The organism is Campylobacter sp. IFREMER_LSEM_CL2127, from assembly GCF_025771745.1.
Lineage (GTDB): Bacteria > Campylobacterota > Campylobacteria > Campylobacterales > Campylobacteraceae > Campylobacter_D.
Genome location: NZ_JAKMQV010000003.1, coordinates 60947 through 70987, shown reverse-complemented (window position 1 = coordinate 70987; position 10041 = coordinate 60947). Strand labels below are relative to the sequence as shown.

Below are 10041 nucleotides of genomic sequence, written 5' to 3'. Positions count from 1 at the left end.
ATATATTTAAATTTAATTCAAGGAGGAAAAATGCAAAAAATTAAATTCATAATGATATTTAGTGTATTTGTAGCTTTTTTTATCGGATGTTCTTCTAAAGAGCAATTTAATCCTTTGGCACGTTCTTTGGGCGGTGTAAATGATATTGATCCTTTAAAAATAGGTAAAAATCCAACACCGCCTGCTAAGCAAAAAACACCAGCTTTAGTAGATGGGAAACATTTTCCTGCTATACCGCTTGTGCCACCAGTAATTACTACAAATACTTTTAAAGGAGATAATCCCATAAAAGGACCATTGCCAAGGTTAACTTCGGATAATAAATTTACTTCAAACGCTTTGTATGAAAATTCAGGTATTGCAAGTGATTTTGTAACTATTATGAATCCAAATGGTGCTGCATTAACTGTTTGGGCATTAAATCCAGGGAATTGGATATGGGGTTATAATTTATTTGATAGCAAGCCTTTTGGTGATGCAAGAGTTTGGCAGCTCATTGAATTTCCAAATAATAAAGTAATGATTAAAAATGCAAAAACTTTAACTTGTTTAAATGCCTATGGAAATGGCATTGTGCATTATCCTTGTGATCAAAGCAATTTTGCTCAGTATTGGAGACTCTTTCCTATGAGTAATGGCGCTTATCAAATTCAAAATTATGCTACCCAACAATGTATACAAACAACAGTTGGAAATGTAATGGAGGAATTTTATTTTAACTATTATAGTATTTATTTGACGCCTTGTTTGAAACCAAAAGAAAAAAATTTAGATAGACAATGGAGTATAAGCGCACCTGCTTTTCAAACAAGATCACCTTATGCTTATACAGGAGAGTAATAATGAGAAAGATAATATTTTTAGTTTTTAGTTTTAATCTATTATTTGGAGCTTTAGAAAATTATAATAGTGGCACTTGGAATTTACAAGGCTCATCAGCTTCTACTGAAAGCAAATGGAATATTAGTATAAGACAGCTTGTAACGGGTGCTAATCCTATGGATATATTAGCTGTTCAAGAAGCAGGAGTTTTACCAAGCACAGCTATAATGACTCCAAGACAAGTTCAACCTGTGGGAGTTGGAATTCCAATTCATGAGTATGAGTGGAATTTAGGCTCATCAAGCCGTCCAAATTCTGTTTTTATATATTATTCAAGAGTTGATGTTGGAGCAAACCGTGTAAATATGGCTATAGTAAGTAGAGTGCAAGCTGATGAGGTTTTTGTTTTACCACCTCCAACCGTTGCTTCAAGACCTATTATAGGAATTCGCATAGGAAATGATGCGTTTTTTAGCATACATGCTTTAGCAAGTGGAGGTAATGATGGTGGAGCTATTGTGAGTGCTGTGGATAGTTTTTTTAGAAATAGACCAGAGATTAATTGGATGATTTTGGGTGATTTTAATAGAGAAGCAGGATCTTTGGTTTCTTTACTTGATCCAGATTTAAGAGCGCGTACGCGTGTGATCCCTCCAAATACTAATACTCAAACTAGCGGAAGGATTATTGACTATGCTATCACGGGAAATTCCAATACAGCTTCTTTGTATAATCCACCGCCAATCATTGCTCTTTTAGCTGTAGCAGGACTTAGAACTTTTTTAGCTTCTGATCATTTTCCTGTGAATTTTAGAAGACCTTAGGAGTAAATGATGAAAAAAATTGGTATTTTATTTTTTATGGTTTTGAGTTTTTTAAGAGCTGAGGTTAGTTTAGATGAATTAGAAGATTTTACACCTATGTTTGCCATAAGATCTTTAGAAACAGGAATTTCACTAAGTCCTTTTAGGTATAGCTCTGAAATACTAGAAGAGCAAAATTGGTTTTTAAAAGAAATAATACTTAGCGATGAGTTAAAAGAAAAAGACAGGTATGCTGTGCAACGCCCTTTTGGTTATGTGCAGTTTATAAATCCTAGAGGTGCTGATGTGTGTTTGGCTGTTTTAGATGAAAAAACTTTTGGAACAAAATCTTGCAAGCAAGATTTACAAGATGGACAAATGCAAACGGTTTTTTCTATCATGCCTACTACAAGTTCTGCTGTGCAAATTAGGTCTTTAACGCATGGCGGGGTAAAATGTATGAGCACTTTTTATGAAGCACGCGTGCCTATAGAAAATCGCTTTGGTTTAGATGATTGTACCGTAAATCCTTCTGTACCTATAGAATTAAAAGAATTATTTTTCTTTGCCCCTGCTATCGTTGAAGCAACTCCGCTTTATTAAACTAAACCCGCTTTGCGGGTTTAAACTCTAAGTTAAAATTTGTTAAAATATCTTTTAAAATTGATATAAGGTAGGTTAATGAAAACCTTTTTAGTTTGTGCCTTAGAGCCTTCAGCAAATTTGCATTTAAAAGAAGTTTTAAAAGCTTATAAAAATGAGTATAAAGAATTTGATTTAGTAGGAATTTATGATGAGAGTTTGTGTAAAGAATTTAGTCTAAACTCCAAGCCACTTTATAGCTCACATGAGTTTAGTGCTATGGGTTTTATAGAGGTTTTGCCACTCATTTTAAAAGCCAAAAAAGCTATAAAAGAGCTAGTAAATTTAAGTCTTACTCAAAAAATTGATGCGATTTTGTGTATAGATTCTCCTGCTTTTAACATACCTTTTGCAAAGGCTTTAAAAAAAGCAAATTCTAAAGTAAAAAGAATTTATTATATCTTACCTCAAGTTTGGGCATGGAAAAAAGGTCGCATACCTATCATAGAAAGTCATTTTGACGTGCTAGCTTCTATCTTGCCTTTTGATAGTGAGTTTTTTAGCAAAAGCACTTATGTAGGTCATCCGCTTTTAGATGAGATAAAGGAGTTTAAAAATCAAGAAGATACAAATTCTATACTTTCAAAAAATGATGATGAAAAAGCAATCGCTTTCTTGCCAGGTTCAAGAAAAAGTGAAATAAAACGTTTAATGCCTATTTTTAGAGAATTAAGCACTAAATTTAAAGGTAAAAAAATCCTTTGCGTGCCTGAGTTTAATCTAAAAAGATTAGATCTTTATGGAGATGTGGGTAATTTTGAAATTAAAAGCAATACTCCAAAAGTGCTTAAAAATGCTGATTTTGCTTTTATTTGTAGCGGCACAGCTACACTTGAAGCAGCTTTGGTCGGCACGCCTTTCGTGCTTGCTTATAAGGCTAAAGCTATTGATGTATTTATCGCAAGATGTTTTGTAAAACTCAAACACATAGGCCTTGCAAATATTTTTTTAGATTTTGCAGGAAAAAGTGAGCTTAATCCTGAATTTTTACAAGAGCAAGTGAATGTAGAAAATTTATATCAAGCTTATCTTAAATACGATTATAAGGCATTTTTTGATAAAGTAGGTTTTTTAAAAGAATATTTACAATTTGCAAGTGCAAAAAATTTGGCTAAAATACTTTATGAAATCAAATAAGGATAAATCATGCAAAAAGAACCTATGAGTAAATACGGCTATGAGAAATTAGAAAAAGAATTAGAGCATTTAAAAAAAGTTGAACGTCCAAAAGTAGTAGAAGAAATAGACATAGCAAGAAGCCATGGAGATTTAAAAGAAAATGCAGAATATCACGCAGCTAGAGAAAAACAAGCTTTTATAGAAGGAAAGATAGCTGAACTTGGGGATTTGATCTCAAGAGCGCAAATCATCGATCCATCTTCTTATGAGCATGATAGTGTGAAATTTGGCTCAACTGTTGTTGTAGAGGATTTAGAAAGTGAAAAACAAAGCACTTATACTTTGGTAGGGGTAAATGAGGGAAATTTAGAAAAAGGTTATATTTCCATTAGTTCGCCTATTGCAAAAGCAATGCTTGGTAAAAAAGAAGGCGATGATTTTAAAGTGCGTTTGCCAAAAGGCGAGAGTGAATTTGAAATCATTTCTATAGAATACAAAGCTTTGGAATTTTAATTTTTGCAAAAAATAATTATAAAAGAAAATGCTATTTTTATCGCTGATGCGCATGAAAATGAAAATAGGCGTGGTTTTTGGGATTTTTTACAAGCCTTAAAAGATAAAAAAATTCAAACTCCACAGCTTTTTTTAATGGGTGATATTTTTGATCTTTTAATTTATGAGGTAAAAGCCACGCATGATTTTGCAAAAGCTTATATAAACTTACTTGAAGAGCTTGCTGATGAGATTGAAGTCATTTATTTAGAAGGTAATCACGATTTTAATTTGGCTAAATTTTTTAAAAAAGTGAAGGTTTTTAGTATAAAACAACAACCTTTGCTTTGCGAATTTCAAGATAAAACCTTAGTAGAATTAGCCCATGGGGATATTTTTTTAAAACCTTTTTTGCAATTTTGCTTAAAAAGTTTGAGAAATCATTATTTACTACTTTTTTTAAATTTTTTAAATGTTACTAGTAAAGAAAAAATTACTCAAAAAATTTTAAAAAATCAAAATAAAAAACAACTTATTAGAAAAATTCCTCAATTTGCTACTTTAGTAAAAGAGCGTATAAAACACTACAATGTAAAATTTATAATAGAAGGACATTATCATCAAGATGTATTTTTAGAATTTGAGGATACAAAATATTTAAATTTACCTACTTTTGCATACAAGGAAAGTTTTTTTGTAGTAAAATATGAACCAGAAATCAGATTTCACAAAATAGAACTTAAGGAGGCATAATGTTTGATGAGAATGTCGTTAAAACAGGTTCAAATGAAATGGAGCTTGTTGATTTTCGCATCTTTAAGCAAGGCCAAGATAAAGTCTATGAGGGAATTTATGGTGTAAATGTTTCTAAGGTTAGAGAAATCATAAAAATTCCTTTTTTGACTGAAATTCCAGGGGTGCCTGAGTATGTTGAAGGTATTTTTGATCTTCGTGGTGTGGTGATTCCTGTGATTAATCTAGCTAAATGGATGCAAATTCAAGAGCCAGAAATGACAAATATAAAACCTAGAGTTATCATTACTGAATTTAGTAATGTATTAATCGGTTTTATCGTACATGAGGCAAAAAGAATTCGTAGAATTAATTGGAAAAATATCGAGCCAGCTAATTTTGCTACAAGTGCAGGTAGTTTGGATAAAAGCAAAATAACAGGTGTAACTAGAATCGAGGGTGATGAGGTTTTACTTATCCTAGATTTAGAAAGTATAGTGCAAGAGCTTGGAATTTATACTCCACAAACTGATATTGAAGATGATAAGATTCAAAAAATCGAGGGTATAGCTTTAGCACTTGATGATAGTTCTACTGCAAGAAAACTTGTTAAAGATTTACTTAATAAAATCGGCTTAAAAGTTGTAGAAGCAAAAGATGGGGTTGAAGGTTTACAAAAACTTCAAGAGTTATATGGGGCATATGGTGATGATTTAAATAAACATCTAAAAATCATCGTAAGTGATGTTGAAATGCCTCAAATGGATGGTTTCCACTTTGCAGCTAAAGTAAGAGAAGATGAGAGATTTAAAAATATTCCTATCGTGTTTAACTCTTCTTTATCAAATGAGTTTATGAGTGATAAAGGTGTTAAAGAAGCAGGTGGTGAGGGATATTTGGTTAAATTTAACGCAAGTGATTTCTTTGCTGAAATTTCTCGTGTTATTAAAAAACATGAAAAAGGTGAGGAGTAAAAATGGAAGATATTCAAGAAATACTTGAGGATTTTTTAGTTGAAGCCTTTGAACTAGTTGAGCAAATTGACCATGATTTGGTTGAATTAGAAGCAAATCCTGAAGACTTAGAACTATTAAATAGAATTTTCCGTGTCGCACATACTGTTAAAGGTTCGTCAAGCTTTTTAAATTTTGATGTTTTAACAAAACTTACTCATCACATGGAAGATGTTTTAAATAAAGCAAGACACAATGAGCTTAAAATTACTCCTGAAGTAATGGATGTGGTTTTAGAGTCTATTGATATGATGAAAACCTTATTAAATTCTATTAGAGATAATGGAAATGATACAGCAATAGGGCTTGATATAGCTCCAATTTGTACAAGATTAACCGCTATTTCAGAGGGTGAAAGTTTAGAGTCTGTTGCACCGGCTAAAACTGAAGAGCCAAAAGAAGAAGTAAAAGAAGAGCCAAAGGCTGAAGAACCTGAAGTTGATGTAAATAAACTCAGCGATGATGAGGTTGAGGCTGAAATTGAAAGACTTTTAAAAGTAAGAAAAGCTGAAGACCAAGCAAGACGTGCTGAAAAGAAAAAAACACAAGAAGCTAATCCAGCTCCAAGTAAACCAGCCGCTCAAGCACAAAATGCAACTGCTGAGAAAAAAGTTCCTGCAGCAGGTGGTGGAAGCAGTGGTGCAAATATGGATCAAACCATTAGAGTTGAAGTAAAAAGACTTGATCATTTGATGAACTTAATTGGCGAGCTTGTTCTTGGTAAAAACCGCTTATTAAAAATTTATGATGATGTTGAAGAAAGATATGATGGGGAAAAATTCTTAGAAGAATTAAACCAAGTAGTATCGCAACTTAGCATTGTTACTACAGATATTCAATTAGCAGTTATGAAAACAAGAATGCAGCCTATTGCAAAAGTTTTCAACAAATTCCCAAGAGTTGTACGTGATTTGGGTCGTGAACTTGGCAAGCAAATGGAGCTTGAAATTTCAGGGGAAGAAACTGAACTTGATAAGTCTATTGTGGAAGAAATTGGCGATCCTATTATGCATATGATTAGAAACTCGTGTGATCATGGTATAGAAGATCCAGCAACGCGTGTAGCTAATGGCAAACCAGAAAAAGGAACCGTTAATCTTAAAGCATACAATGAAGGAAACCACATTGTAGTGGAAATTGCTGATGATGGTAAAGGGCTTGATGCGGATGCTTTAAAATCAAAAGCTATAGAGAAAAACTTAATCACAGAGCGCGAAGCTGATCAAATGAGCGATAAAGAAGCGTTTGCATTGATTTTCAAACCAGGTTTTTCAACTGCTGCTAAAATTACTAATGTTTCAGGTCGTGGCGTTGGAATGGACGTTGTTAAAACTAATATTGAAAAACTAAATGGTGTGATTGAAATCGACAGTGAACTTGGAAAAGGCACTGTGATGAAGCTTAAAATCCCACTTACTTTAGCAATTATTCAATCATTGCTTGTAGGTACACAAGAAGAGTTTTATGCTATTCCTCTTGCAAGTGTTCTTGAGACAGTTAGAGTGCCAATTGATGATATTTATACCATTGAAGGTAAAAACGTACTTCGCTTAAGAGATGAGGTTTTATCTTTAGTAAGACTTTCAGATGTATTTGGTGTAAAACAAGTGCTTGAAAATACTGATCAAACTTATGTAGTTGTTATAGGTGTAGCAGAAAGTAAGCTTGGTATTATAGTAGATACTTTAGTAGGTCAAGAAGAAATCGTTATTAAGTCTATGGGTGAATATTTACAAAACATCCAAGGTATAGCAGGAGCGACGATTCGTGGCGATGGTAGAGTTACTTTGATTATTGATGTTGCTGCTATGATGGATATAGCTAAAGAGATCAAAGTAGATATTAAAGCACAAATTGAAGCGCAAGCTAAAAAAGTTGTGAAAGAAAAACCAAGTGATTATACAGTACTTATAGTGGATGATTCTAAGATGGATAGAAATATCATGCAAAAATCACTAGAACCACTAGGTGTGAGTATTATAGAAGCAACTAACGGTGTTGAGGCATTAAATACAATTAAATCAGGTGAGCATGATATTGATGCAGTGCTGATTGATATTGAAATGCCAAGAATGGATGGTTATACCCTAGCAGGTGAAATTAGAAAATATTCTAAATACAAAAACCTTCCACTTGTTGCGGTAACTTCAAGAACTAGTAAATCAGACCGTCTAAGAGGTGTGGAAGTAGGAATGACTGAGTATATTACTAAGCCTTACTCTCCAGAGTACTTAGAAAATGTAGTTAGAAAAAATTTAAAACTAGGATAAGAAGATGAATGATAAATTAAGCCAGGTTTTGCAAAAACAACAAGCGCAAATTGCAGAACCAGATGTGGATAAAGAAGAGGATATTATTCAGCTTGTTGGTTTTGTGGTAGGAGATGAGGAATATGCTATTCCTATTCTTAATATTCAAGAAATTATTAAACCTATAGAATATACTAGGGTTCCAAGTGTACCTGATTATGTTTTAGGTGTGTTTAATATGAGGGGTAATGTTATGCCTTTGATAGATCTTGCAAAAAGATTTAATCAAGGTAGTTCTAAAATGACACCTCAAACTAGATATATTGTTTTAAAAGGCGTAGCAAATGGAAATCAAACTCCTGCAGGTAATGCGGGTTTTGTGATAGATAGATTAACAGAGGCTATCAAAATTCACAGAAGCAGAATTGATCCGCCACCTGAAACTTTACTAAAAGAAAAAGGTATGATTTTTGGTATAGGTAAAAGAGAAGAAAATATTTTAACTATATTAAAAGCCGAAGCTTTATTAAAGCGTGAGTTTTAATGATAAAGCTTTGTGCCTTTGACTTTGACTCTACGCTAATGGATGGAGAAACCATCGATATTTTAGCACAAGAGTATAATGTCGGTGATGCTGTTAAAAGTATCACCGATAAAGCAATGAATGGTGAGCTTGATTTTTTTGAAAGCTTAAGTGCTAGAGTAGCCTTGCTTGAGGGAATGCCAGTTGATCAAGTAAGAAAGTGCTGTGAAAATTTACCTTTGATGAATGGCGCTAAAGAATTATGCGAGTATTTAAAAAATAAAAATATAAAAATTATTGTTTTTAGCGGTGGATTTCATGAGGGAATTGACTTAATACAAAATAAACTTCATTTTGATTTTGGTTTTGCTAACTTTTTGCATAGTAAAAACGGTGTTTTAACGGGAAAAGTTGGTGGAGAAATTATGTTTAACAACTCAAAAGGTATTATACTACAAAGACTTAAGAAATTTTTAAATTTAAAAACAGAAGAAATTATGTGTGTGGGCGATGGAGCTAATGATATTTCTATGTTTAAAGAATGTGGATTAAAAATAGCTTTTTGTGCCAAAGAAATTTTAAGATCTCATGCAGATATTTGTGTAGATAAAAAAGATTTAAAAGAAATAATAAAGGTAATACAATGAAAAAATTTTCACTATGGTGTGATTTTATAGAAAATGAATTTTTAGATCATGAATTTTTGGATTTAATATACTCAAGAACAATCAATGGTGCTACTTCAAATCCTGCTATTTTTAAAAATGCGATTTTAAACTCGGCTATTTATAAAGAAAAAATCAAAAAATCAAATCTCAAAGATAAAAAAGCCTTATATGAGTATCTTGCGATAGAAGATATAGCTAAGGCTGCAGATAAATTAGCTATTAATTATTATGAAAATAATGATGGTTTTATTAGTATTGAAATTGACCCAAGATTAAAAGATAATACTAGCCTATCTTTGGCTGAGGCAAAAAGATTATACACGCAAATTGCAAAAGAAAATGTGATGATGAAAATTCCTGCTACAGAAGCTTCTTATGAAGTAATGCAAGAATTAATGAAAAATGGTATTAGTGTAAATGCTACTTTGATTTTTGATTTTGAACAAACTAAAAAATGCTTTGAAGCTTTAAATTTGGGTTTAAAAGAATTTAGAAAAAATAATATTGCAGCCAAAAAAGAACCTCAAGCCGTTATTAGTATTTTTGTAAGCCGTTTTGATAGATTATTAAATAATCAAGTTTTAGATAAAAATTATATAGGAATTCTCACTGCAACTAAGGCTTATAATTATATCATTAAACAAAATGAAGCAAATATTAGAGCCTTGTTTGCAAGCACGGGTGTTAAGGGTGATGATTTAGAAAAAGATTATTATATTAAAGAATTACTCTATGATAAAGCTATTAATACTGCACCACTAGATGCTATTAAGGCTTTTAAAGGTAAGCAAATCGTATTTAAAGAGCCTTTAAAAGATGAATGTATAGAGAAAAAATTGAATGCAAATATTTCAAAAGATGCTTTAAGTAAAGCTTGTAAAGATTTGCTTGATGATGGTTTGGAGCAATTTTGCATAGCTTATGAAGATATTTTAAAATCTTTATAAACTTATTTAGCTATAATTAGCGTTTATTTTT

11 protein-coding genes are annotated in these 10041 nt (G+C 32.0%); all 11 read left to right on the top strand.

What is annotated here, in order from left to right:
• Nucleotides 1–30: 30 nt before the first annotated feature.
• The 11 genes from L8V77_RS03535 (at nucleotide 31) to L8V77_RS03485 (ending at nucleotide 10010) form a co-directional block, all read left to right on the top strand.
• Nucleotides 31–840, top strand: coding sequence for an RICIN domain-containing protein (locus tag L8V77_RS03535; RefSeq protein WP_263663908.1), 810 nt, complete (start codon nucleotides 31–33; stop codon nucleotides 838–840).
• Between the two features lie 2 nt (nucleotides 841–842).
• On the top strand, nucleotides 843–1646 hold the full coding sequence (locus tag L8V77_RS03530; protein WP_263706721.1) for a cytolethal distending toxin subunit B family protein: 804 nt from the start codon (nucleotides 843–845) through the stop codon (nucleotides 1644–1646).
• A gap of 9 nt (nucleotides 1647–1655) precedes the next feature.
• Nucleotides 1656–2228, top strand: a complete 573-nt coding sequence (locus L8V77_RS03525) for a cytolethal distending toxin subunit A (protein WP_263706720.1) — start codon at nucleotides 1656–1658, stop codon at nucleotides 2226–2228.
• A gap of 78 nt (nucleotides 2229–2306) precedes the next feature.
• Entirely contained in the window at nucleotides 2307–3404 is a 1098-nt protein-coding gene (gene lpxB / locus L8V77_RS03520; protein ID WP_263706719.1) for a lipid-A-disaccharide synthase, read from the top strand.
• A 9-nt stretch (nucleotides 3405–3413) separates the two neighbouring features.
• Nucleotides 3414–3899: a transcription elongation factor GreA gene (gene greA, locus L8V77_RS03515; protein ID WP_039619215.1), complete on the top strand. Its 486-nt coding sequence runs from the start codon at nucleotides 3414–3416 to the stop codon at nucleotides 3897–3899.
• 3 nt (nucleotides 3900–3902) lie between these two features.
• Entirely contained in the window at nucleotides 3903–4631 is a 729-nt protein-coding gene (locus tag L8V77_RS03510) for a UDP-2,3-diacylglucosamine diphosphatase (RefSeq protein ID WP_412175132.1), read from the top strand.
• Nucleotides 4631–5584: a chemotaxis protein gene (locus tag L8V77_RS03505; protein ID WP_263663913.1), complete on the top strand. Its 954-nt coding sequence runs from the start codon at nucleotides 4631–4633 to the stop codon at nucleotides 5582–5584. Before L8V77_RS03510 ends, L8V77_RS03505 begins: the two co-directional genes overlap by 1 nt.
• Before the next feature lie 2 nt (nucleotides 5585–5586).
• The gene (locus L8V77_RS03500) at nucleotides 5587–7893 is read left to right on the top strand and encodes a chemotaxis protein CheW (protein ID WP_263663914.1); all 2307 of its coding nucleotides are present in this window, start codon (nucleotides 5587–5589) and stop codon (nucleotides 7891–7893) included.
• Between the two features lie 4 nt (nucleotides 7894–7897).
• Nucleotides 7898–8416, top strand: a complete 519-nt coding sequence (locus L8V77_RS03495; protein ID WP_039668837.1) for a chemotaxis protein CheW — start codon at nucleotides 7898–7900, stop codon at nucleotides 8414–8416.
• Nucleotides 8416–9042, top strand: coding sequence for a phosphoserine phosphatase SerB (gene serB / locus L8V77_RS03490; protein ID WP_263706718.1), 627 nt, complete (start codon nucleotides 8416–8418; stop codon nucleotides 9040–9042). Before L8V77_RS03495 ends, serB begins: the two co-directional genes overlap by 1 nt.
• The gene (locus L8V77_RS03485; protein WP_263706716.1) at nucleotides 9039–10010 is read left to right on the top strand and encodes a transaldolase; all 972 of its coding nucleotides are present in this window, start codon (nucleotides 9039–9041) and stop codon (nucleotides 10008–10010) included. Before serB ends, L8V77_RS03485 begins: the two co-directional genes overlap by 4 nt.
• Nucleotides 10011–10041: the final 31 nt, after the last annotated feature.